Raw genomic sequence first — 24,699 nt, forward strand, 5'->3', positions numbered from 1 at the left:
CATACACAATGTGTGCATAAATAAGAGCCCTTAATCAGCGTTATTCGCTAACTAAGGGCTCTTCCTATCCAAAACTTCCATTCCTTATTTTGCTTCAGCCGCAGCCTTCCCATCTGGAACAGGGACTCCAAAATCAGGTGTACCATCCTCGTTCCATTGAATCACCTGCGCGCGGGCATGACGGTTTGGATCATAAAGAGGGTCTCCCTCGATGTCCTTGTAGTTTCGTGCGTGATAGATCAGAATATCCGTTTTACCATCCGGTGATACCGTGAAGCTGTTATGACCCGGACCATACTGGCCGTTTGCCTCACACGTCTTGAATACCGGTTTAGGCGATTTTACCCAACTCGCTGGATCAAGTAGGTCGGCATCTTCATCCGCAGTGAGCAAACCCATACAATAATTATAGTCGGTCGCACTCGCCGAGTAGCCAATGAAAATTCGCCCATTGCGGTGCAGTACTGCTGCCCCTTCATTCACCTTGAAGCCGATGATTTCCCAATCGTACTCCGGTGTAGCGATCATGACCTGTTCTCCACGCAGCGTCCACGGATTTTCCATTTCGGAAATGTACAGGTTGGAGTTACCGACAATGTCCGGATCTTTCTGCGCCCAGACCAGATAGCGGATTCCTTTATGCTCAAAGGTCGTTGCATCCAATGCAAACGTCTCCCAGCGCGTTCGAATCTGTCCTTTCTCTACCCACTCACCTTCCAGTGGATTCGCAGAATCGTTCTCCAATACATACATCCGGTGGTCGAAAAGACCCTCATTCGTCTCGCTCGTATGGGCTGCTGCATAATATATGTACCATTTCCCATCGATAAAATGAATTTCAGGTGCCCATATATTGGCACTCATTGGTCCTGTATCATGTTTGTACCATGCCGTTACCGGCTCGGCATTCCTCAACTCTTCCAAGGTTAATGCACGCCGAATCTCAATCCGGTCAAAGGCTGGAACGGAAGCCGAGAAATAATAGTAGCCATCTGTGTGACGGTACACCCACGGATCAGCACGCTGCTCCAGTATGGGATTGGTAAATGTAATGGAATCAGTCATGGGAATGCTCCCCTTTCAAATGTGTGTGTGTATGGCTCGGAGTGAAGATTTGTAGACGCTGATGGAAAAAGAGCAAAGAACCTTTGATGGTGCATCGCGGACGCTCCGGGGGTGGTAGGGCCTTGTTGCTCTCTTGTCCTCCGATTTCTTCTTTCCACCGCTCCTGGCGGTTGAAATCGGATGCCAAAGTCGCTCCTTCGGCTCCTTCCTCCCCCTTCGCTGCTTGTGCACCTTCAAAGCGACAGCTTCGCTCTTTCTCGCGCCGCTGAAACAAAATCTAACTCCGAGCCATTTGTTGTGGCTCGGTATATGTGGTGTCGCCCGCTTCGCTCAGGCGACTCTCCCCACACTAAATGCATGGCTGGCCGCTTTTTTAGGCCAGCTCTTGGTGCACCGCGGTCGCTCCTGGGGTGGTAGGACCTTGTCGCTCTCTTGTCCTCCGATTTCTTCTTTCTACCGCTCTTGGCGGTTGAAATCGGATGCCAAAGTCGCTCCTTCGGCTCCTTCCTCCCCCTTCGCTGCTTGTGCACCTTCAAAGCGACAGCTTCGCTCCTTCTCGCGCCGCTGAAACAAATCTAACTCCGAGCTATTTGTTGTGGCTCGGTATATGTGGTGTCGCCCGCTTCGCTCAGGCGACTCTCCCACACTAAATGCATGGCTGGCCGCTTTTTTAGGCCAGCTCTTGGTGCACCGCGGGACGCTTCGGGGGTGGTAGGGCCTTGTCGCTCTCTTGTCCTCCGATTTCTTCTTTCCACCGCTCTTGGCGGTTGAAATCGGATGCCAAAGTCGCTCCTTCGGCTCCTTCCTCCCCCTTCGCTGCTTGTGCACCCTTCAAAGCGACAGCTTCGCTCTTTCTACGCTCGCTGTACCAAACCCAACTCCGAGCCATATTTATGGCTCTCTACTTCTCCGCGGCGCTGATCTGCTTGCCCCAGACAGCAATGCCACGGTCGTTCAGGCCCGTTACCACAAGTGCTGGCTGGCTTCGCTCCCAGTCCCAGGATGGGAGCAGCTTTAACTCTTCAGTAGAAGCTCCTCCCCACGGGCTTTCTGTCCACTCCAGCGTCAGTGTTTGTTTGCCGTCAAATGTCCATTTGCCTGAACCGTTTTCGCTTTTCGCTTTGCCATTGGCTTGTAGGGTGTAAGGCACTGCCTGCACCTGACCGTCCACTGACGGGTCAACAGCCAGGCCTTCCCATTCCCCGGCGATCATCGACTTCAGAATGTCCTGTGCGTACTCACCTGCATAACGTTCTGGTGACACAACAGGCCAGCCGTCCTTGGTCCACAGCATTTTACGTACATGCAGATACGGCCAGTTTTTATCCGTCTCACCTCTCGCATGATGCACAATATAATAATCGTCGCCATCCTTAAGGACTGAGTTATGTCCAGGTGCAACCCAGCCCTCACCTTCGGTGAAGCGGTAGCCACCCAGAATTTTGGTTCCGACTTCATATTGAGGCAGGTGCTCCGTATCCAGCATGTTCATGCCATTTACATCCGTGTAGGGGCCTGTTATGGAATCGGCACGGGCTACACGCACATTATAATCTTCGAATAAGGAATCATAGGAGACGAATAGATAATACTTTTTGAACTTCGGGTTATACACGATATATGGACCCTCCACTGCACCTTCTTCCGTAGCACGATCACGGGCGGCAATGCGGGTTCCATAGCCCTCTTCCTTGAACTTTCCGGTTTGCGGATCGAGAGGTGCAATGTATATTCCGTCAAAAAAAGAACCGTATACCATCCATGAATTGCCTTCGGCATCCACTACCGGATTGGCATCAATGGCATTCAACTTATCCTTTTCGTTCTCGGAAGTTTTAACAACCAGCCCTTCATCTGTCCAAGGTCCTTCCGGAGATGCAGAGGTTTGCAAACCGATGGCCGAACGCGTACTGCCAAAGGTCGAAGCCGAATAATACATTCGGTAGGTATCACCAACCTGAATCACATCCGGTGCCCATAGATTTACCGCCCCTGTCCAATCGAGCGCTTCCTTCGGAATACCTGGTAACGCTTGACCTACCCATGTCCAGTTGATTAGATCATCCGATTTGCGAACCATCACGCCGGGTTTTGCTTCTCCCGCTACCCGAACGTCGGTCGAATAGACGTAATATCCCTGATCCGTTTTGATAATGGCTGGATCATGAGCATTGTTCACCGTCCAGCGGGATTCGTCGTCCAGAATGGAGGTGTCATACAATTGAGTATCTTGAGGAGCTTCAGGAAAGACAGGCGGGGACACAACTTGCCCTGCCCCATCTCCAGAACAGCCTGTAGCCCCAATCAACAACAGCAGCAGCATGGAAGAAACCACTCCTTTACCTGAATTTGTCCACCCGCGGAATGTTCTCCGCTGATTCATCCTTTCACTCCAGAGATCGCTACCGATTCAATAATCTGTTTCTGGAAGATCAGGAAGATGATCAACACCGGCAGCAATGCAACGATGGATGCTGCCATAATAAGCGGATAATCCGTCTGTATCGCATACGTGGCATTGAAGTTCGCAATGACGAGCTGCAAGGTCTGCTTCTCCGGTGAATTCAGATAAATAATCGGTGCCAGATAATCGTTCCAGATGCCCATAAACCATAGAATCAACTGTGCAGCTATCGCAGGCTTAATGAGCGGGAACGTAATGCTGGAGTACAGTCGGAAATAGGAACTGCCATCAATTTTGGCCGCTTCAATAATCGCATCAGGCACACTGAGCAGATATTGACGAAGGAAAAAGATCATGACCACGTTGCCGAACAATCCAGGAACAATGAGCGGTAACAACGTATCCACCCAGCCGAGCTTTGAGAACATGATGAATTGGGGAATCATTACCGTTGGATACGGAATCATCATTGATGCGAGCAGAGCAAGAAACAGTTTGTTTTTATGCGGGAATCTCAATTTGGCAAAAGCAAAGGCGGCGATACTGGACGTAAACGTCCCGACAATCGTCACACTCAGTGCAACGATCAAACTGTTTTTGATCCCGCTGAGCAGCGGACCCGCTTCCCAGATTTCTTTATATTTGCCGAACTGAATAATCTCCGGAATCCATACGGGCGGCAGGGCAAATACATCCTGCTTTTCCTTCACCGAAGTGGATAACATCCAGATCAGCGGTGCAATCATGGCAATGGCCCCAATCGCCAGAACAATGAAGATGATCGAGTTGGTCAGTTTTCTCTTTTGACTATAAGACATATCCGTTCACTCCTTTCCTTGTCCTCAATCCCCATCAAAGGCTGATTTTTCATTCATTTTAAATTGCACGAGTGTAATGACAAAAATGAATACGCCGAGAATCATTGCCATGGCTGACGCATAACCCATTTGCAGGTTACTAAAGGCCTTTTGCCAGATATAAAAGACAATCGAGGCTGATGAGTATTCAGGGCCGCCAGTAGGCGTCATAATGTTCATCTCGGTAAAAATCTGCGAACCGCCAATAATGTTTGTGACGACGAGGAAAAACGTAACAGGCTTCACCATCGGCCAGGTGATTTTGCGGAAAATCTGGAACCCATTCGCTCCGTCGAGCTCAGCCGCTTCATAATATGTACGCGAAACGCTTTGCAAGGCGGCCAGATAGAGCAGCATCGTGTAACCGAGCCCCTTCCATACGGCCATAATAATCAGGGCAGGTTTCACCGTTTCTTTATTGGCGAGCCAGTTGGGCCCTTCGATCCCGAATAGATCAAGGAATTGGTTCACCAAACCATAATCCCCGTTGTACGCCCAGTTCCACATGATGGAAACCGCAGCCAGGGAGGAAATAACCGGAATATAGTAGATTACACGGAAGGTTGTTGTGCCCGGAATTTTACGATTTAGCCCCATCGCCAGCAGCAGCGCCAGCAAGAGACCGATCGGAATGCCAAGCATGAGATAGAATGTATTAAACATCGCTTTGTAAAATAGGTCATCGGTCAGCAGGTCCTTAAAGTTGGCCAAACCAATAAAATTCATCTGTCCCAGTCCATCCCAGTCTGTAAACGAACCATATAGGGAGTAGAGAAAAGGGAACATGACAAAGATCAGCAGCCCAAGAACCGGAGGCAAAATGAACAAGTAACCGTACAGCATCTCTTTGCGATACAATTTCGATTTTGTAACCACGGCAGTCACCCCTGTTTCTAGTATCAGTTCAGCATGTGGCATCATTCGATTGAAACGATCCGATCAATTGATGCCACATACCCGCATGGAATCATCCAATAATAACGATGCCAGCAGCATGATCACAGACCGCTGGCATCGCCTTTTCATCTATTATTTCTGTGATTTCTTCTCTTGCTCTACTGCTTTGTCCAACAGCTTCTGCATTTTTGGCTGCTGCTGCTTTACATAGTCTGCGGCTGTAATCTTGCCGTCCAATACCGGCTGAATGTCGGTGAAGAACAGGTCATACCATTCCGCATTGTACGTGTAGTTACCTGGCAGAGCATGGCCGTAATCTTTTACGATATCAATGAATTCCTGTTTGTTAGCAGGTTTCGTCGAAGTATCTTTGGCCCATTCGTCAGCCATATCGAGCAGGTTCGGAATTTGTACTTTGGCATCCACCAACTGCTGCATGCCTTCCTTGGAAGCCGTGAGGTAATTCACCAATGCTGCGGCTTCTTCCGGGTATTTCGTTTTAGCAGACACCCCGATACCGAGGGAGCCGATCCACGTTGCGGATTTTCCAGTAGAGCCTGCTGGGAAAGGAAGCAAATCATAATCGAAAGGCAGTTTCTCGAAGGTACTCATATCCCATGGGCCTACAGGGAAGAAAGCCATTTCCCCTTTCATCCAGCGTTGGTACGTATCCAATGTTTGCGCTTCCTCAATGGAAGGCGTGATTTTATATTTGTTTTGCATGTCGGCAAAGAATTGTAACGCTTCAGCAAACTTGGGATCATCAATCGTCACTTTTGTTTTGCTTGCATCCAGCCAGTCTGCACCATTGCTCCATACAAAGGATTGCAAGGCCCACTGTACGTTAAAACCTGTACCGAACACGTCCGGTTTTCCGTCGCCATTCGTATCCTTGGTCGCTTGCTGGTTGACCTTGATGAATTCTTCCCAGGTATAAGGTTTGTCTTTATCAGGGAATGGAATGCCTTCTTTTTCAAATAACGTCTTGTTATATCCGAGTGCAAACGGACCCAAATCTTTCGGCATGCCGTAGATATCACCCTGACCTGCCATTTTGCCATCATAGCGGTACAGGTCGACACCATATTTCCAGATGTTGTCCAGATCCACATCCGCATTGTTTTCAACGTAAGGTGTCAGATTCATCAACACTTTGCTGTTCACGTAGGCTTTCACATCGCCAGGGTTAATATAGAATACGTCTGGCAAGCTGTTGCCTGTGATGGCAGCTCTCAATTTTGTCGCGTATTGATCCGCAGCTGTTACGATAATTTTGACTTTGACACCGGGATGCTCTTCTTCATATTTTTTAACAACGGCTTGATAAGCCTTCTGTTCATCCGTGCCACCCCGGAACATAAACGTCAGTTCCTTGTCCCCACTTGAACCACTGCTGCCACCACAGCCTGCAAACACAATTGCGCTCACAAGCATAAGAAGCATGATCGTAACCAACCTCTTTTTCTTTACCATCTGAACCCCTCCTGATCTGGATTTGTAAACGTATTCAATTAGCTGAAATAAGATTTCTGTTGTTAAATTTATCAAATCCAGATCACTTTAGTCAATACTTTGTTAAAACATTTTATGTTTATATAAAATAAACTAGTACATTGGCCATCCGCTGGAATCCCACAGCAAGTCGTTGATTAACAATTTTGGATTGCCGTTATCGTCAGCATCATAGGCATGGCGTGCAATGACGTTACCGTTATACACATCCTGGCCGCCCGGTCCCTTCCACTTGACATTCCCTGAATCCAACAGGGTTCCGCCGCCATTCAACATGTTCACACCGTTTTTGTCCACATACGGACCTGTAATACTCGTTGAACGACCATAGACCATTTTGTACGTGCTGTTCACACCCTGGCAGCAGGAATCAATGGAGGCAAACAAGTAATAATAACCATTCCGGTACACAATACTCGGTGCTTCAATGGCCCCACCATTGTTCGGACGCGCCGCAATAGAGGATATGCTTCCGGTAGGTTTCATCGTGGATTTATCAAGCTTCACAATCTTCAGACCGCTCCAGAAAGAACCGAAAGCAAGCCATGGGTTGCCAGAAGCATCGATGACCAGATTCGGATCAATAGCGTTATAATCGTTAGCAGATGTGGTTTGAAGCACTAACCCTCATCCTTCCACGAACCTGCTCCAATGCTGGTTGCAGACGCAAGCCCGATCGCCGATCTGTTGGAGCCAAAGGTAGAGATGGAGTAGTACAGCCACACTTTCCCGTTGTACTGCTCAACGTCTGGTGCCCATACATCCAGGCCGCTCTGACCCGGAACAGCAGAGGCCCACCAGGAGGGCTTGCTCAGAAAAATCTGCGGAACGCGGTACCATGATGACCCGTTATCCGATTTCAGCACCTGAATGCCCGCACCCGTTGAAAAGGTATACCATGAGCTTCCCTCTTTGATGATGGATGGATCGTGGACGGCAATATCTCCGGTCAGATTCCAGAATGCTGCAAATGCCCGAGACTGACCCGCCAATAGCAGAACAAGTACAAGCAGTGCAGGTAACGCCCAACGTTTTTTCCTGAATCCTGTCAATCCTTTGAACTTTTCCAAACTGAATTCCACCTCTCCTGATCAAATCGTTAATTTGGTTCATGAAGTATTAAATCAATTTAGGTATACTAGGATTATAAAAGCGGTTACATTACATTTCAATGGTATATTTCAAATATATATAAATTGATTCACACTATTTTTCAGATCAACAATTCATCCATATGTGATTTATACTTACATTTTTGTAGTATAAACAGGGGATTTGGCATCCTTTTCTCTGCCCTTCCCTTCCTTCAACGAATCATTTATAATTATCTAAAACAAACCATATAAATGTGCAGAAGCCTGGATCAGAAGGGCTTCGTTCAGAACGTGGAAAGGAAACCCACCTATGATTTATATTAAAGATCTGATGTCTGGCGTTAATATATTCAAGGCACTCAGTTCGGAAATTCGGATCCAGATCATTGAGTTGCTTGCCAAGAACCAGAGTCTTAACCTCAATGATCTCGCGACCAAACTGGGGCTCAGCAATGGCGCCATTACAATGCATATTAAGAAATTGGAAGAAAGCGGCCTGATTGAAATTAACACCGCAGTCGGCAAACACGGAATACAGAAGATTTGTTACCTGAATGAGGAAAAATTGATGGTTGATCTGCGTTCTCAGGAGATCAGCAATCGTTATGAAGTTGAAATTCAGGTGGGACACTACAGTGATTATCAGGCAGCTCCAACTTGTGGACTCGCCACCCGGGACAGCATTGTTGGGGAATTTGATGATCCGCGGTATTTTGCGGACCCGTTGCGAATTGATGCGGAGATGATTTGGCTGGCTGAGGGTTATCTGGAATACCGGATTCCGAACTATCTCAAGCCTAATCAATCGTTTAGCGAGATCCAGCTATCCATGGAGTTGGGCTCAGAAGCACCGGGTTATTGCGATAACTACCCTTCCGATATTTATTTTTACGTCAATGGAATTGAGATTGGGTGCTGGACAAGTCCAGGGGATTTCGGCAATACACGCGGTACATTCAATCCAGACTGGTGGCCACCGCATCTGAATCAATACGGAATGCTGAAGCTGATTCGTATTACTCAGGAAGGTAGCTATATCGACGGTTGCCGTATCTCGGATGTAACCTTGAACGAGATCGGCCTGGATTACAAAAGCGATATCCACTTTCGGATTGCTGTAACGGACGGACCAATGAACAAACGGGGATTGACGATCTTCGGCAAGCATTTCGGCAACTATGGACAGGGTCTGCTCGCCCGTGTGCTCTATAACGTGCAAGAGGAATAATTACGCAATTACAACACACCGCGTTAAAACTTAAAAACAAACAGCCGCCAAGCAATAAGCTTGGCGGCCATATTCATCTCTATTACTTAACCTCGCCCAGACGCTCTGCGAGACGGTCCCATGTTTCCGTAATCCCTTGCAACATTCCCATATCCATGACCGTTTGGAGAGCTTCTGCGGATACATATTCTGAACGATTAACGATCTTTGTCTTGCCGCCAAGGTCAATGAATTGCATAGTCACCTCAGTTGTCGGCAGGCTCTCATCTGTGTTCCCTTCGGCATCCGAGAAAAAATCGGTATATACAATCCGTTCCGGTTCAACAATTTCCTTATATACAGCTTTGCCCCAAGATTCCATACCGTAAAAATCACCCTGGTTTGTATCCTCACATTTCATGCAGTAATGCCAAGCGCCGCCTGGGCGAAAATCGACGTTACAGACAGGAATCGTCCATCCTCTCGGTCCCCACCATTGCCGAAGATGCTCCGATTCCTTGAACATGCTGAACACAAGCTCACGAGGTGCGTCAAAAACACGCTCAAGTACAAGTACCTTTTCATTCTCCACGCTCGACACCATTCCATCGTTTAACATTGTCATTCCTCCTTATGAATTGGGAATACTTATGGTTTGTCTTTCTTACTTTGCAGTTCACGCAAGTATTGATCCAGGTTGTCAAAACGATCTTCCATGACGCTCTGAAACGACTTCACCCACTCATCCAATGTTTGAAAAGGTTCGGGACGGAGCTTGTAGATCCTGCGGTTGGCTTCGGCCTTTACCTCCAAAACGCCATTATCACTAAGCACTTTCAAATGCTTCGAGGCTTGAGGCTGGCGTAGTCCCAGCCGTTCAGCAATTTCCCCTACAGTCAGAGGACCATCACGCAATAGTTCGACGATATGCATACGATTCGGTTCAGCCAAAGCGCCCAACAAGGCCATGTCCATACCCGGATTGTGTCCTGACATGCCTTTCACCTCATTAAGTTATGGTGTATCGGTAGAATCTCATCTCCTTCACCAAAATGCTCTTCTTCCTGATATCTGAAGTATACTCTACAAGGAATATTCCTGTAAAGGAATATTATTTAGATAGTCAGTCCCCTCTTCTTCATTAAATACTCTTTGGAACATACCGAAGGACCGCAGGTGCTTACCTTGAGGTAAGTACCTGTACTAAAAGTGCATACTTACATCTTGGTAGCACTCCCCTTATACTCAAGAAATATTAGAGTTTAAGGAGGAAGTATTATTTTGAAAACACTCGTCATCGTAGCACATCCCAATATGGAAACATCGGTTATCAACAAACGGTGGATAGAAGAACTCCAACAATACCCGGAAAAGTACACCGTACATGAACTATATAAAGTTTATCCAGATGGAAACATAAACGTGGAGAAAGAACAGCAGCTCATTGAATCGCATGATCGCCTTGTCCTGCAATTTCCGTTCTATTGGTTTAGCAGCCCACCTCTTCTTAAACAATGGCTGGATGAAGTTTTTACTTATGGCTGGGCTTATGGCTCTAAGGGAGACAAACTACAGCAACGCAAAGTTGCCTTGGCCGTATCCGCCGGAATCAAAGAGGTGGATTACACGGAAGAGAGCAAATATCGCTATACCCTTGGACAACTGTTATCTCCTTTTGAGACAACCATGCTTTACTGCGATGCGGATTATCGATCATTCTTTGCCTTTTATGGGGCAGAACACGAGCCTGCGTCAAGTGAATTGGAACAAAGTGTACAAGGCTATTTGAATTTTATTGACAATCTATAATCCTAATCACCAGATCGTTGAGGAAGCACTATGCTTGTTCTCCGTCTAGAGAAGTTGGCACAAAAGAAAATAAAATGCATGGTCAATGGTTTGACCAGGAACGTCTTCTGGATGATTAAAGTGGCATTGAAACCGCTGGAGATAAATTGCTTATAAATCTTGTAAATCAATCATTATAACAAAAGGATCTTCCATAGCACGTATGGGAGATCCTTTTGTTATTATAAAACGGCTGCACTAGCGTTGAACAGACTCCGGTCAGATCCCATATTGGCTTCTCCCCAATCACACATCATATGGAGCAGCGGCATCAGTGAACGCCCCCGCTCAGATAATGAATATTCAACTTTAGGCGGGATCTGGGGATATTCTTGACGTATCACCAAACCATCCTCCTCCATCTCTTTCAGCATAACGCTCAGGCTCTTAAAAGAAATGGTACCGATACTTCGCTTCAGCTCATTATGCCGCATTACCTTGTTTTCGGCCAACCAATACAAAATGACCATTTTATATTTACCACTAACCAGGGACAACGTATATCCAAAGCCGGTGTCTTTTAATGCCACGCCAGTCGGAACACAGGTTTCGCGCATAAGTTCCCCCTCCTTCTTTTGTTCATCGTACCATAGTGGAAAGTTATAGAGACTGCCTGAACGTTTTGGGAGACATGCCATATGCCTTTCTGAACTGTCGGGTGAAATAATTGCTGTCGTTAAACCCGCATTCATACGAAATTTCCGTAATGGACAGGTTCCCGTGTTTTAACAGATAACATGCCCTTTCCAGACGCAACTTCTGCAGATAGGAGATGGGCGTCATCCGATAATAAGATCTAAAGATCCGATTCAGATGCCTTATAGAAACATTCGACTTTCCTGCAATCTCTTCCAGGGACAGAGGTTCCAGATAATGATCCTCAATATAGGAAATGGCATTAGCTAAATGCATCAGATTATTGCCCTCTATCCCCTTCTCCTGTGTATCATAATGCCTCGACAAATAAACAACCATCTCCGTAAAACGAGAAATCAGCATGGTCTGATACCCTTGCTGCTTACTTTTATATTCCTCAATCATGACAGAAATCAGCGACTCCACGTACTCCAGACTGGGAATAGGCAAGGCCATTTTACTCGGATAAGAGTGAATACTGCGATAATAAGGCTCCAATACAAACAAAGCCTGAAAGCCTTTGGATTTTCTCAAATCCGGTCCTGCTGAGGCGAGCATTTCAGGTCTGAACATAATATTGCATATCTGAAAATCCTGAGGATCTCTGTAGGCATGCGGAGTGGAACCATTAATTACAAATACATTTCCCTTTTTAACAAAAAACGCCTCTGTATTGACAACATGTGTCGCATTGCCATTCAGGACAATGACAAGTTCCGAAAAATCCACATGCCTGTGAAGTTCGGTATCTTCGTCATGTCCTCCATATTGAATATAAAATGGGAACTCCGGATCGGCTGTAAACCAATTCAAATAGGCGTTGCTCAACAGTTCGCCCTCCATGGTTCATGCTGGGATGAATGTCTATATCATGCTACTCCTGGACCGAAAAATCAAGGTTTGCCGATGATAAGATCTCTATAATTCCTCATGTAGCCATGCAAATTCAGCACAGAAACGAGGGGTGTTATGGATCGTGAAAACACGATTATATGATTGATCTGTTGGATGCAGGGACTTTTTTAAAATCTTTAATTGTAAACGCATTCAAGAAAATAATGAATAACAACAGGGGGTTAATATGATTCATACCATGAGAAAGATTGCAAAATACTCTGTGGTCCTCACAGTCTCATTAAGCTTGCTGGCAGGATGCAGTAGTGGCAATGACAGTTTGGAGGGCAATGAAGGAAGTGACAGTGATACTTCACCGATGACGTTGACTTTCTTTGGAGCAGATTCCAACGCAAACTGGAATAAGATGCAGGATGATGTGGGTAAGGAGATAACCAAACAGACAGGAATTACACTTGATGCGGAATTTGCAGTCTCGGACCCTGCACAGAGACTGGCACTGATCGCGGCAAGTGGAGATTACCCGGATCTGATCAGTCCCAAAGGGGATTTGGACAAGTTGGTAGATGCAGGTGCCATGCTGGACCTTACCGATCTGATTGATCAGCATGCCCCAAACATCAAGAAGCTGTTCGGTGATCAAATCAAACGCTTGCGCTACAGTAACGATGACCCGTCCATCTATGTCATCCCTACCTACTCCGCCATAGACGGAGTCAACTTCGTGGCAGGCGCAGGTTTCGAGCTTCAGCATCGTGCTGTGAAGGAAGCCGGATATCCACAGATCAATACACTCCAAGATTATGAAAATGTCATTCGATCCTATCTGGAGAAGCACCCTACCGATGAGAATGGCAACAAAAATATCGGTATGACACTGAACGCGGATGATTGGCACATCCAAATTACCGTGACGAACCCCGCAGCTGAGACCACGGGCAAATCGGGCGATGGAGAATACTACATTGATCCCAATACGAATGAAGCAACTTATCATTTCCGCACGGAAGGTGAGAAAGAGTATTTTCAGTGGCTTAACCATATGTATAATACCGGGTTGCTTGATCAGGAATCTTTTGTTCAGAAAAACGACCAATATCTGGCCAAAGTCGCTTCTGGTCGCGTCATTGGTCTGATCGATGCAGACTGGGGCTACTCCGATGGGGAGAAAGCACTGAAGGCTTCAGGAAAAAATGATCAGACTTATGGACATTATTCTGTCATGCTGTCCGACCAATACAAGGATAACCGCTACCAGTCCACAGGTTTCATGGCTGGCTGGGGAGTAGGCATAACGGAAAGTGCAGAAGATCCGGTCCGAGCCATTAAATTTCTGGATTTCCTCGCTTCTGAAGAAGGTCAGGTCCTCAACTATTGGGGGCTGGAAGGTAAGCAATATACCGTTGAGGACGGTAAACGTATTGTGCCTGCGGATGTGCAGCAGCGTATTATCAATGACAATATCGCTTTTACCAGAGAATCCGGTGTAGGACTCTACACCAATATCGGAGGGCATTACGGGGATGGCGTAAAAGACTCCACTGGCAATTATTATACCAAAAACTTCCCGGAACAGATCATTGAGAACTACACGGATGTAGAGAAAGAGACCCTCAAAGCTTATGATGCAGCGACCTGGATGGATCTGTTTCCGAATGAGAAGGATTTCCCGGTAAAACCGTGGGGAGCGGTATGGAACATCTCCGTACCAAGTGATGATGAAATCAACATTATAGCCAACAAGGTGAAGGATATTACATGGAAGCAGATTCCACAGGCCGTGATGGCCAAACCGGAAGAATTCGATGCGATCTGGAATGACTATCAGCAGAAGCTCATTGATGCAGGTGTCGAAAAAATGGAACAGGGATTCACCAAATACGTCCAGGATCGGGTTAAACTCTGGAATGAATAGGAGCACAACATGATGAACTACACCAATCCCGTGATTTCGGGCTTTTATCCTGACCCCAGCATCTGTCGGGTAGACGACGATTATTACCTCGTAACCAGCACATTTGAATATTTCCCGGGGGTGCCGATTTTTCACAGCAAAGATCTCGTGAATTGGGGCCAGATCGGCCATGTTCTCACGTCTGCCGAGCAGCTCCCACTCGCCAATGCGGGCAGCTCCGGCGGCATATATGCGCCGACCCTCCGCCATCATGCTGGCTGGTTTTATATGACAACGACCAATGTAAGCGGGGGAGGTAACTTCTATGTACGAAGCAGAGCGGCTGAAGGACCATGGTCCGATCCCATTTTGTTGCTCAAGACGGTATAGATCCCTCCCTACTCTTTGATGAGGATGGTCGTATATACTTTCAAACTGCTTGTAATGGTGATGAAGGCGAAGGGATCTATCAGTGTGAGATCGACATCTCGACTGGTCACAAGCTGACAGAAAGCCAATTCATCTGGAGTGGAACCGGCGGTGCTGCACCTGAGGCCCCTCACCTGTACAAAATAAATGGCTACTATTACCTCATGATTGCCGAAGGGGGAACCGAATACGGGCATATGGAAACCATTGCGCGAAGCACAAATCCATACGGACCATTCGATCCCTGTCCTCATAATCCCATCCTGTCCAATCGAAGTATAAAAAGCAGTATTCACGCCACTGGGCATGCGGATTTGGTACAAGCACAGGATGGGAGCTGGTGGGCGGTATGTCTGGGAATTCGTCCTGCAGCCTACCCCATGCGTCATCATTTGGGTCGTGAGACATTTCTCGCACCAGTGACCTGGACGAGTGACGGATGGCCAATAATCGGTCATGACGGACATATTGAGCCCGTCATGGCCGGGCCCCAGCTGCCTGAGGTTCATTGGCCCCGCAAAGCAATCCGGGATGATTTCGATGTATCCACACTGGGCCTAGACTGGATCTTCCTGCGAAATCCAGCTCCTGGCAGTTGGTCACTCACAGAACACCCGGGTCATCTTGTTCTAAGAGGGAATCCGGTCTCTCTCAATGATGGTCGCAATCCCGCCTTTGTAGGTCGTCGATTGAGCCATTTCTTATGCAACGTGGCTGCCAAATTAAACTTTGAGCCAATACATGATGGTGACGAATCGGGATTGACTGTCTTCATGAATGAGAGATACCACTATGATTTGGCCATAAAGCGAATTAACGGTCAGAAAAAAATCATATTTCGGCGAACGATTGCTTCATTAAGAACAGAGGAGATTCAGGATTGTGAAGCCGGACCTGTCATATTACAAATCCAGGCCCAACGTGATCTTTTTACATTCTCCATACAGCAAGGTTCAACAATTGGCACTGTACTTGGCTCTGGCGATACACATCTGCTCTCTACTGAAGTGGCGGGTGGCTTCACTGGGGGCATCCTTGCCATGTATGCCTATAGTCCATCGGGAGAAGGTGCGCCAAGCCAGTTCGATTGGTTTGATTATGAACCGTTGGATTAAATCATAGTGCGACCTTCGAATTTCAATGTAAAAACGTTGAATATCCTCCATTAAAATTATCCCCTTCAAGTCGATACTCTTTTAAAAAGCCTTGTGTGGTAACATAAGGAAAAGAGTTAACTTGAAGGGGATTTTGCTATGGTTATATACATCGATTCTTCCAAGAAACTTTCCGCACAACTCCTCTTAAATTTCAGAAAAGTCCATTGATTTATTAGAGAAGTTCTCCTAGTATTTTTAGTAGGACACCCAGAGCTCGACATCATAGCAATAGCTTTACTGTTTTTATGAGAGCGCTATCGCTGCAGCACTATAGAAAAACGGGAGGTTGCAGATATGAAATGGAATCACTTCAAGTCCAAGCTTCTGCTTAAGTACACACTATCCTATATCTCCATTTTCCTTATACCTCTTGTTATATTAACTATTATTATTTATCACAATGCTGTGGACACGCTCCGTTCAGAGATCGAACAAACCAATGTCAATCAACTGACCCAAGCGAAAACGGTCATTGATGACCGAATGAAGGAATTGCAGGACATCGCATTTCGCATCGCCTACGATGAGCAGCTAACCCGATATTGGACCCACCATCCCTATTATAGCCGGGAATCCATTAGTGCCTTGGTCAAATACAAAGCGACCAGTTCCATTATTGATGAGCTATTCCTGTTCTTCCGTGGAGATGATAACATCTACTCGTCTCAGGGCTCTGAGAACCTGGATGTATTCACTGGCCGCTACAAATTTAACACCTGGAACGAAACGGACATGATCCGGGATTTGAATCATGTTCCGTTTCCCACGATACGACCAGCCGAGCAAGTCGTTCAAGGAACCAAAATACCCAATTCCATGCTGGCCTACCTTGTACCGATTGCGCCTAACAATACGCCCGCCCACGGAACGGTCATGTACCTGATTCATGAGTCCAATCTGACCGGATTGATTGATTCCATTCTCAGCGACTACCATGGGATGACTTATATATTCGATAATTACGGGCAGGTACTGGCAGCCAACTATAAAGGGGAAACCATTACCGATCAGGAAGTCAAAGCTCTGTTTGCACTTGAGCCGGGAACGCACAGTCTCTCCTTAAACCAGGAACCGCATTCGGTTGTATCCGTCAAATCAGATGCTGGCTGGACTTATGTAACGGCTATGCCGAGCAATCAATTTTTTAGCCGTATCGTCCATATTCGTACCTTTATTGTTCTGGTTTTCTCCTTCGTGGTGGTGATGGGCACTTTCCTTGCCATCATGCTGGCACGAAGACAATACCATCCCATTTCAGACTTGATGGAGTTCATTCGGTTGAAAAATAATCCTGAACCTTCCACATCCAGCAACGAGCTGGAATGGATCAAGAAAACGCTGCATGATTACAGCCAGCGCGTAGATCTTCAGGAGCCCTACGCTCGTAATCATATACTGCTCATGTTACTGAAGCATGGTCATACCGGAGAAATCCCTTCTGAGTTTACGGACAATCTCGGCATCCGTTTTAATCGGTCCCATTATTTTGTCATGACCTTGGGCTGGGAAATGCACGCTTTTCCCATCGGTGATAACCCCGAACAACGTACAGTCATGCAGCTGATAAACGATATAGAACTGCCGGAGTTGTCTGCTTATGCTTACGGCGTGGAGCTTCCACAGCCAGACCAATTAGCCCTCATTGTCGGTTTTGATGCCGAAATCGGGCATCATGCCAGCTTGAGTAATCGTATGGAGTCTATTGTTGGATCACTGCAATCGATGGTGACAGAGCACGTCGGAGTCGCTCCGGCGATTGGTATCGGCAACAGCTACAGTTCTCCATTGCAGCTGAACCAATCCTACATCGAGGCATCGACCGCACTCGAAGCATCCATGCTGCACGGACAAGGCAGCAGTACCTTCTTCAACGCCCTTTCCGGTTCCGGTGCACAGGATTCGTCCTTCTGGGTACCTAAGGATGTACTGCTGAAGCTGGTTCAGAGCTTGAAACAGGGCAGCTACGATGTGGCGGTTCAGATGGTATCCACCGCTTTGAATACCCTGAAATCTGAAATGCCATCTGTACCGCTGCTGCGCTGCATCTGCTTCGACATTCTGAATACGATGCTCAAAACGGCCTCGGAGCTTGGCATTCATCACGTGGTTAATCAACTTCCACGGATTACTTCCTATGACTCACTGGAGGATTTGGAGAAAAAACTGACAGGCCTTGCCGCCGAAATCTGCGCCCATGTCGAGGCGAAGAGCGAGACGGAAGAAAGCTCGCTGATGGATGAAATCGTTGCTTATATTGATGCCAATTACTCGGATTATGATCTCAGCCTGGGTACGATCTCGTCTAAATTCACGATCTCTTCATCGTATTTCAGCCGTTCATTTAAAGAGAAGATCGGCATGAACTTCACCCAATACATCTGGCAGAAGCGGATGGATGAGGTCATCCGGCTGCTGCTGCATACAACTGATCCGTTAAAAGATATCATCACACGTGTCGGTTATCTGGACACACCGAACTTTATCCGCAAATTCAAGAAAGAGACGGGTTACACCCCCGGACAGTACCGCAAAATGCACCGCCCCAACGGCTCCGCCGATTCCCGGATGACGACGACGAGGAATGTATTGGATAAAGGCTTCGAATGACGTCTTTATAAGGAGTTCATCGGATAACCGATTCACCGAATAAATAGAAACCTCCCCTTCATCGTATGGTGAAGGGGAGGTTTACGTATTTTCAAGTTTACTTTTTCGAGTGTTCCGAACGATCTCGTACGCCGAGGCTTCTTCTATTTTGCAGCCGAAATACCTTGAAGCCCTTGATGCATTGCACCCAGCAGACGGTGGGTCGGATCACAGCCATATTCCCAGAACATGATTCCGGCCAGGCCTTGATCCTTCACGTAATCACATTTGCACTGAATGGATTCCTCATCATCATAAGATATTAGACTGGACCCGTTAAACAGAAACGGTGCACACGCTTCATCATCCCAATAACGGACGTAACCATTCTTGTTGATGTACTTTGCATCCAGCTCGGCAAAAGCCGGACCGTACCCGCCTGTACTGCCAGCCATTTGGTGGAGGCCACGGTTCCGGTCAGGAACCTCAGTCCAGATCCGGGAGTAGAACGCAGCACCGATCACGATCTTCTCTTTCGGAACGCCGGCGCGAATGAAAAGGTTCACGGAAGCATCTGTACTCATTCGGAACAGATCTCCGGTTGGCGTATACAGATTCGTATGATGTCCGGTCAGAACCTGAAAACCGCCGCGCATATCATAGGTCATCAACTGCACAAAGTCCAGATACTTCTGCACCTCAGCCATTTCTGTACCGTCTACGTAGTATTGGTCAGCCCCTGCCGCAATCGTGAGTAGATAATGACGGCCATCCCGGGAGCATTTGGCATCCATTGCCTCCCGGATCGTCTTGAGAAGCAAGGTGAAATTCCGTTTATCACCAGGACTCGAGGCGATGCCGGCTTCACCGTAACAAGGATACTCCCAGTCCAGATCGATTCCATCAAAAGGGTATTCCTCCAGCACCCTAACCGCCGATGCGGCCATGCTGTCCCTTCCGGCTTGGGTTGATGCGGCTTCAGAGAAACCGCCAGCGCTCCAACCCCCGACGGACAAGAGCACCGTTAGATTCGGATGATCGCGCTTTATGTTCCGGATAATCTCACCGTGTTTCAAATGCTCGGTAGTAATTTCATCATTTTTGACATGACCGAAGGCTACGTTCAGATGTGTTAACTTCAACAGATCCTCATGCCTCATGTCGGGAAGAACTGAATCGACGACATATCCTGCAGCAATATAGTTTGGCACCCTCTTCACTCCGATCCATTCAATGATTGAGATATCGCCGCAGCAATCTGCAAGGCTTCCTTCCCGGTACCAATCTTGTACCCGGAAGCCGAATAACGGATTTGATCCTCGCTATCCAGCACGAACAGATGTGGATAGCCAGCTTCGTGAGCTGCAGGATTTGGAATGAAACCGGATAAGGACGCATAGCTTGAATCCCTTACAAAAATCGTACGTACTGGCAGCTTCGGATAAGCAGCAGTGTCAAAGGAGGCGTTCCATTCCGTATCTCCGATCAGCAGCACGATGGGTAGACCCAGCTTATCCAGCGGCTCAGCAAGTTCGCCCAGCTCACGAATCAGATGCTTGGTTGGTTCCCGCTCGGGTTCAATCCAGGCAGCAATGGCACCCTCTGATCCCAGAAGAGCCTCCAGTACCACCTCTGAACCATCTAGACGGGTCAGTACACTTCCGGGTGCCAGCTTGCCCAACACGGGAATGTCTACCACCGTCTCGCGATAAGTTAATACCACCTCCGTAGTGTCTCCGGCGCGCACGGTAAAGTAAATGAAGCGCACTCTGACCGCTCCATCTTTCAAACGGATACCCGTCGTCAAGCGATAAGCTCCCGGTTCAACCTCATATGGCTGGCTATAGACATCCGTGCTGCCATGAGGATATATCAACGTTTTGTACACGCCATCTTCCAGACGGGCAAACGAGAAGTTCTCGCCATAGGATGCTGTTGGTGCTTCCTGCGGCCCCTCTTCATCCCTAAGGAGTTGCAGCATTCCCCAGCTTCTGTCCTCCTGATTACGAGAAGCGTTGAGACTGAACATCGCATTTTCCCAGCCTCTGTCACCTAAGTACTGAGGCTTCTGCTCGCTCGGATGCAATCGGGCCGGAATGCCCAAACTGCGGCACACAGCGACAAACAGAATATCCAGCGACTGCGGATCTCCCTTCATCAGGCTGAAAGTGCCTACCGGATTTCCCTTGCCTTTCAAGTTAGGGAGGTCCTCATTATACGCATAACTCTTTTCCAGCTGCCGGACAAGCGCCGAAGGCTCCTTCCTGAACGCCGTTGCCTCTTCCTCCGAGTAGGCATTCTGGAACACGGATCGATAAGGCACCACCATTTCATAGGAAACCCGCGGGCACAGGATGTACTCCACGAACGTATCTTCTGCCCATGATCCTCGCTGCGAGAGCGCACCTGTAAGATGATCGTCCAGCGTCTGACGAAAAGTATCGATTAAATCTTTTTCATTCATCGACTCCAGCAGCCGGAGCGGCCACTCACCGTATTTCTCGGAACGTTCCTCCAGGAAAGCTGCGATTTCACGACTGTTGCCCCGTGCCTTCTGGAGAATATCCCATACCCGTTCCCGAGGAAGTCCAGCCGAATGAGCCAATGCATACGCCTCTTCCTCACTCAGGAATGTATCCTCATATCCACTCCGAATCTTCGTGCCTTCCTCCAGACGGCGGCTATGTTCCTGAATCTTCTCTTGCGGTAAAGCAATTGCTGCTTCTGCCTCTCCTTCGGGAGGAGGAACCATATCGAAATCCACGCTGCCTGATGGCTGCTCTGACGAGTCCAACACTAGCTCAACCTGATCGCTGTCCTGAGCTTTGAATAGGACTTCACTCCATTGGCCTCCGCTAACCGCACGAATCAATAAATCGCCATAACCTGTCTTGAAGGCAGCCTCCCCTAGCACATCGGTCTTAATTTCGGCGATCGGATAAAATTCAGCCGTGTTATACAGCTCGAAGCGGAGGCTCGCTCCAGGCACAGGCTCTCCCTGCATATCTTTCACCTTCACGCAGATGGTTCGCGTCGGTGCGTAGTTTTCAAGCAAATTAATCTCCGTAAATCCCTTCTCGTTAAGGGTTATATCCTCTGGTCCCGGATAATCGCCAAAAATCCTCGTATTGATCAGCATGGCCCTGCGGGCTGGCGGAGTGAACCACCCTTGATTCAATCCAGCTTCAGGCTCGCATGCCCCAATGTAATACCATTGGCCGTCTGCCCAAGCTTCTACCCAGGCATGATTGCTGTCACTGTGTGCCCAGCGCGGCGTATAGACCTGACGGGCAGGTATGCCGATACTGCGAAGAGCGGCTACCGCCAGCGTGGACTCTTCTCCACAACGGCCGCGAGCATTCCGAATCATCGTCAGCGGCGATATCGTTCGCAGATCGCTGCCAATATAAGTCGCTTTCTCATGACACCAGTAATTGGTTTCCAGAATGGCATCCGCCATGGATAACTTCGCCGTCCGGTCAGCCAACTCATCAAATATAATGCCGCGAAAATCCTCAATATTCTCCGTATTGATTCGATAGGGGAGCACAAAATGCAGAAACAGATGATCCGGTACACGCTCGCCCCAAGGCACACGTTTGCGAATGTCCAGCGCCCGACGCACATGGCTGAGGAACAGTTCACCATCATAATCAGCCATGTCATTCACCGGCATGTAGGCATACACATATTTCAAAGCCCATGCCTCTTCTTCGGTTAATGGCTGCTGAAACACATGAAACAGTTTATCTTTGCGGACCTCTGCAAAATGTACCTTCTCCTGGAACTTCTGCTCAATCCGCTCCAATGACTGTGCATCCAGGGAAAATACCAAGGTTTGGCTGGTCATTGCTGGCTCACTCCTTCCACAGCTTTCCGTCTTCCCGAATACAGATTACAGCCGTGCCGTCCGAGGAAGGCGCAGTAATCTGGAACAGGCTGCGAGTCGTTTCAATTACAGGCGAACAGCTCCACGATTCCTCGCCCATTAGTAGCTTCACATCCTGTGTAAATTCACCATGGGCTTCATAATAATTACGTTCACGATAATAGAGCTTGCGAAGCTCCCACTTGATTCGTTCGTCCTCCGGCAACTCAAAGGAATAGTCCGTTCCATCATCCGAAAATACGACATAGCCCCATAGCTCCGGATAATGCATGTTGATAATGCCCATGGGCGACCAAACCCAGTTGTCCTCCGGAAACGGCTTGCCCGTCTCCGGATTCAGCACCTTGCGGTACTCACCATCCTGCACCTCGGTCTGCCATTCCACGCGCGAGAAGTTGACACGCCAGAACTCACCCGGCGCAGGCGGACGGTTGCCTTCGGCACATTCCTTTAGGCTGATCCAAGGAATCGCGACCTCCACACTCCATTTCCGGTTATCAGCACCAGGTGTGTTCAGCTCCCCATCGATATGTACGGCCGTCTTGAGACCGCTGATATCCCAACCATTGACCGGAGGTCCACCATCCCGATAAGGCTTCACCAATAACAGATCCCATACCGTATTTAGCGCATTGATCTCGAACTCATAATATTGGTGGGAATCTCCGTCGGGATCGATAAAAATCTCAAAATCATTATCGTAGAAAATAACGGAATCGCGCTCAGTCAACGTAGCCCATATCTGATCTTCCATCAGCTCAGCAGCGAAGTAGAAATAGTCATCATCCCACAGCATTTTTACCTTTGTCTGTTTCCCGGGCTTCGGACGAAGGTCCCCTTCGATATCAACAAAATCATCCGTCCAATCAGCCGCATCCCAGAATGCCTTATCGACGCGGCCGTCCAGCACCAGCGGTCCCTTCGAACGCTTGCATATATAATGTTTGGGAGCATACTCAATCCTTGGCTCAGGCACTCCACTTTGGTTCATATCGCTCTCTCCCCTTCATGAGAGAGGGCATGCATCTATCGGCGCATGCCCTCCCGTAATGTTAGTTATGGGTAACAACGGCTCCTGAGCCGCCGTACATCTCCAGTTCCTCATCGAATTCGAGCTTAAGCACCGTCACCTGCTCATGGGTGTCCTCCGGGGTCATTTTGATCCATGTTGTGCCCGGGATATTGAACCATGGCACGCCCCCATGGATCTCATGCTCAAGTTCTTTGCCCGAGTGCAGTACGGTAATCTTTCTGATCTTATTGCACAGTCCCTTAATGCACACATTTTCTTTTGGCTCGTCATATACAAACAGGTACAATGTCTTTCTGTCCTCGGATACGGTGCTGCCCCCCAGATAATAGCGGGGCATAATGCCTTCACCCGTTCCGAATACAGCCTCTTCATGCGTTCGGATCCACGCTCCCAGCCCAAGCAGAATATTCTCCTGTCTCTTATCGATGGTGCCATCCTCGCGCGGACCAATATCCAGCAGCATGTTGCCACCCATCGAAATACAGTCACAGAACATCCGAATGATCTGATTTAACGATTTGTATTTATCGTCTGTTGGTACATAACCCCAAGATGTATTGATCGTGGTGCAGAACTCCCATGGTCCCTCCGGTCTCGTGATCGGAATACCTTGCTCCGGTGTTTTATAGTCCCCATAACCTTGAAGGCGGGAGTTGATGATGATATCCGGATTAAAGGATTGCAGGTAATGCTTAAACTCCGGGAGATTCCACTGCTCGGCACTCCGTTCCCAGTCCCCGTCGAACCACAGCAGATCTACCTTTCCGTAATTCGTCAAGATCTCCTGCAGCTGGTGGTTATTGAAGTCAAGGAATTTCTGCCATTTCTCCTCATCCTGAACACCGTCCACAGGACTTGAATGCCGGTTGACGCTGCTGAGATCCTCCGGTACCTTGCCACCTTCATACACGCTAGGATAATCCGGGTGCGACCAATCAATCAGCGAGAAGTACATCCCCAGGTGAATGCCCTTCTCCCGAATCGCTTCCGCATATTCCCTCACGAGGTCCCGATTCGCTGGTGTCTGCTTGACGACATTGAGGTCACTATACTGCGTATCCCACAGAGCAACGCCATCATGATGCTTCGTTGTCAGCACGGCATATCGGGCTCCCGATTTCTCAATTAAATCCGCCCACTTCTCCGCATTAAACTTCGATGCCGTAAAACCGTCCAGCTGTTTCATATATTCTTCGTAGGAAATTCTTCCATTATAGAAGGACCACGATTCCGAGACCCCATCTACAGCATAGATGCCATAGTGGATGAATATTCCCAGCTTGGCCTCTTCAAACCATTTCTGCATCCTTGTTCACACCTCTTTCTGAAGTCCTTC

19 protein-coding genes and 2 pseudogenes are annotated in these 24,699 nt (G+C 48.0%); 5 read left to right on the plus strand and 16 right to left on the minus strand.

All coding sequences use genetic code 11. The features are described from left to right. Positions 1–84: 84 nt before the first annotated feature. The 8 genes and pseudogenes from ACTWJ7_RS29185 to ACTWJ7_RS29220 form a co-directional block, all read right to left on the minus strand. The gene (locus tag ACTWJ7_RS29185; protein ID WP_301879721.1) at positions 85–1,065 is read right to left on the minus strand and encodes a glycoside hydrolase family 43 protein; all 981 of its coding nucleotides are present in this window, start codon (positions 1,063–1,065) and stop codon (positions 85–87) included. Then, complete coding sequence (locus ACTWJ7_RS29190) at positions 1,058–1,339, minus strand: hypothetical protein (protein WP_443146130.1); 282 nt, start codon at positions 1,337–1,339, stop codon at positions 1,058–1,060. The genes ACTWJ7_RS29185 and ACTWJ7_RS29190 overlap by 8 nt, the downstream gene beginning before the upstream one ends. Positions 1,340–1,735: 396 nt before the next feature. Beyond that, a complete protein-coding gene (locus ACTWJ7_RS29195) occupies positions 1,736–1,954 on the minus strand; it encodes a hypothetical protein (protein ID WP_301879722.1) in 219 nt (72 codons plus the stop codon). A gap of 12 nt (positions 1,955–1,966) precedes the next feature. Further along, positions 1,967–3,388, minus strand: a complete 1,422-nt coding sequence (locus ACTWJ7_RS29200) for an arabinan endo-1,5-alpha-L-arabinosidase (protein WP_301879806.1) — start codon at positions 3,386–3,388, stop codon at positions 1,967–1,969. Positions 3,389–3,444: 56 nt separating this feature from the next. Further along, entirely contained in the window at positions 3,445–4,287 is an 843-nt protein-coding gene (locus ACTWJ7_RS29205) for a carbohydrate ABC transporter permease (protein ID WP_024632439.1), read from the minus strand. 24 nt (positions 4,288–4,311) lie between these two features. Further along, the gene (locus ACTWJ7_RS29210) at positions 4,312–5,202 is read right to left on the minus strand and encodes a carbohydrate ABC transporter permease (RefSeq protein WP_301879723.1); all 891 of its coding nucleotides are present in this window, start codon (positions 5,200–5,202) and stop codon (positions 4,312–4,314) included. A gap of 153 nt (positions 5,203–5,355) precedes the next feature. After that, positions 5,356–6,696, minus strand: a complete 1,341-nt coding sequence (locus ACTWJ7_RS29215; protein WP_301879724.1) for an ABC transporter substrate-binding protein — start codon at positions 6,694–6,696, stop codon at positions 5,356–5,358. A 132-nt stretch (positions 6,697–6,828) separates the two neighbouring features. Beyond that, a pseudogene (locus ACTWJ7_RS29220) lies at positions 6,829–7,748 on the minus strand (glycoside hydrolase family 43 protein). A gap of 391 nt (positions 7,749–8,139) precedes the next feature. Between ACTWJ7_RS29220 and ACTWJ7_RS29225 the strand changes: the two are divergent. Next, on the plus strand, positions 8,140–9,057 hold the full coding sequence (locus ACTWJ7_RS29225) for an ArsR/SmtB family transcription factor (protein ID WP_301879725.1): 918 nt from the start codon (positions 8,140–8,142) through the stop codon (positions 9,055–9,057). An 82-nt stretch (positions 9,058–9,139) separates the two neighbouring features. Here ACTWJ7_RS29225 and ACTWJ7_RS29230 read toward each other — a convergent pair whose 3' ends face one another. Together ACTWJ7_RS29230 and ACTWJ7_RS29235 are read right to left on the minus strand one after the other, a co-directional pair. Further along, the gene (locus ACTWJ7_RS29230; RefSeq protein WP_301879726.1) at positions 9,140–9,655 is read right to left on the minus strand and encodes an SRPBCC domain-containing protein; all 516 of its coding nucleotides are present in this window, start codon (positions 9,653–9,655) and stop codon (positions 9,140–9,142) included. A 29-nt stretch (positions 9,656–9,684) separates the two neighbouring features. Next, positions 9,685–10,032 carry an ArsR/SmtB family transcription factor gene (locus tag ACTWJ7_RS29235; protein WP_024632445.1) on the minus strand — a complete coding sequence of 116 codons (348 nt, stop codon included), beginning with the start codon at positions 10,030–10,032 and terminating at the stop codon, positions 9,685–9,687. Positions 10,033–10,317: 285 nt separating this feature from the next. Here ACTWJ7_RS29235 and ACTWJ7_RS29240 point away from each other — a divergent pair, with 285 nt between their 5' ends. Next, positions 10,318–10,845 carry an NAD(P)H-dependent oxidoreductase gene (locus ACTWJ7_RS29240; RefSeq protein WP_301879727.1) on the plus strand — a complete coding sequence of 176 codons (528 nt, stop codon included), beginning with the start codon at positions 10,318–10,320 and terminating at the stop codon, positions 10,843–10,845. Positions 10,846–11,066: 221 nt separating this feature from the next. On the opposite strand, the gene ACTWJ7_RS29245 is transcribed toward ACTWJ7_RS29240, so the two are convergent. Continuing rightward, positions 11,067–11,441 carry a winged helix-turn-helix transcriptional regulator gene (locus ACTWJ7_RS29245; protein ID WP_443146131.1) on the minus strand — a complete coding sequence of 125 codons (375 nt, stop codon included), beginning with the start codon at positions 11,439–11,441 and terminating at the stop codon, positions 11,067–11,069. 43 nt (positions 11,442–11,484) lie between these two features. Further along, entirely contained in the window at positions 11,485–12,348 is an 864-nt protein-coding gene (locus tag ACTWJ7_RS29250) for a helix-turn-helix domain-containing protein (protein WP_301879728.1), read from the minus strand. Positions 12,349–12,601: 253 nt separating this feature from the next. On the opposite strand from ACTWJ7_RS29250, the gene ACTWJ7_RS29255 reads away from it, so the two are divergent. The 3 genes and pseudogenes from ACTWJ7_RS29255 (at position 12,602) to ACTWJ7_RS29265 (ending at position 18,462) form a co-directional block, all read left to right on the plus strand. Continuing rightward, positions 12,602–14,290, plus strand: a complete 1,689-nt coding sequence (locus ACTWJ7_RS29255) for an ABC transporter substrate-binding protein (protein WP_301879729.1) — start codon at positions 12,602–12,604, stop codon at positions 14,288–14,290. 12 nt (positions 14,291–14,302) lie between these two features. Beyond that, positions 14,303–15,813: pseudogene (locus ACTWJ7_RS29260) on the plus strand (glycoside hydrolase family 43 protein). Positions 15,814–16,149: 336 nt separating this feature from the next. Beyond that, positions 16,150–18,462, plus strand: a complete 2,313-nt coding sequence (locus ACTWJ7_RS29265; RefSeq protein WP_443146132.1) for a helix-turn-helix domain-containing protein — start codon at positions 16,150–16,152, stop codon at positions 18,460–18,462. A 143-nt stretch (positions 18,463–18,605) separates the two neighbouring features. On the opposite strand, the gene ACTWJ7_RS29270 is transcribed toward ACTWJ7_RS29265, so the two are convergent. The 4 genes from ACTWJ7_RS29270 to ACTWJ7_RS29285 form a co-directional block, all read right to left on the minus strand. Continuing rightward, complete coding sequence (locus ACTWJ7_RS29270) at positions 18,606–19,652, minus strand: glycoside hydrolase family 18 protein (RefSeq protein ID WP_301879731.1); 1,047 nt, start codon at positions 19,650–19,652, stop codon at positions 18,606–18,608. Between the two features lie 5 nt (positions 19,653–19,657). After that, positions 19,658–22,291, minus strand: a complete 2,634-nt coding sequence (locus tag ACTWJ7_RS29275) for a transglutaminase domain-containing protein (protein WP_301879732.1) — start codon at positions 22,289–22,291, stop codon at positions 19,658–19,660. Positions 22,292–22,298: 7 nt separating this feature from the next. Next, positions 22,299–23,321 (minus strand): carbohydrate-binding family 9-like protein, encoded by a 1,023-nt coding sequence (locus tag ACTWJ7_RS29280; protein WP_301879733.1) that lies wholly within the window; start codon positions 23,319–23,321, stop codon positions 22,299–22,301. Between the two features lie 61 nt (positions 23,322–23,382). Then, positions 23,383–24,669, minus strand: coding sequence for an alpha-L-fucosidase (locus ACTWJ7_RS29285; RefSeq protein ID WP_301879734.1), 1,287 nt, complete (start codon positions 24,667–24,669; stop codon positions 23,383–23,385). Positions 24,670–24,699 lie beyond the last annotated feature (30 nt).

Source organism: Paenibacillus sp. 1A_MP2, assembly GCF_052244825.1.
Classification (GTDB): Bacteria; Bacillota; Bacilli; order Paenibacillales; family Paenibacillaceae; genus Paenibacillus; species Paenibacillus vandeheii.